The organism is Oleiphilus sp. HI0066 (assembly GCF_001635725.1).
On sequence record NZ_LWFH01000110.1, the window covers coordinates 1 to 769 of the forward strand.

1 protein-coding gene is annotated in these 769 nt (G+C 42.4%); it reads right to left on the reverse strand.

The features are described from left to right. On the reverse strand, positions 1-460 hold a 460-nt coding region (locus A3738_RS01675), incomplete at its 3' end, for an AraC family transcriptional regulator ligand-binding domain-containing protein (protein ID WP_197473515.1). Between the last annotated feature and the right edge of the window lie 309 nt (positions 461-769).

Below are 769 nucleotides of genomic sequence, written 5' to 3' on the forward strand. Positions count from 1 at the left end.
GCAGTAAACGCTCACTCAGTCCTGATACGTTTACAAGCCGATGGGTCAGTTCTTCTTGATCTTGGATAATCGTGAGATCAGTAAAGCTGCCTAGCAGCTCGTAATAGCTGTGTGAGATTTCGAGTGCATCATAGAGTGATGGTGCATGACGAAAAGCGGTTCCCAAAATACCGAAATTTGCGAGTGAATATTCGCTCGCGACATGAATACCCAAACCAATCAAGAATTGATCTTCAACCACACGTGATAAACCATCAAGGGCAATGTGTGAGGGTATGAATGGCTCATTGAGCAGAATGTCTAGCTCTAACTCTTTTTCGAGATGTTCACACCAAGCAGTTTGTCCCTGTCGCTTGAGTCGTTTGAGAATGAGCGAAAGCTCAAAGCTCGGATAGTTTTGATCACCTAGGCTAGCTATTTGCTTGAATTCAATGTTTTGTTCTGGGCTTGCTATCGACATCGTTATTACTTTGCTCACATCCATGAATAGACTAAATACTAAACCGCTTTTTATGTGATCGCCAACGTAACTCTGTTATCCATTTCCCACTTCTGATTCTGCAATCGCTTGCGTGTGTGCAAAGCGGCCAATTTTCCTTTTTTGAGAGCTTTGAGCTCAATAAGGGGGCATTGTGTTGGTGAAATCAGCAAAGCTGTTATTTTCTGCCCTCTTCAAATCTGGCTTTTTCGTTTTAACTGCTCGCGTGGCGTAGTTCGCAGTTGATGCCACATTACTTTTTAATCAATTAATAACTGTGGTGAAAACAAT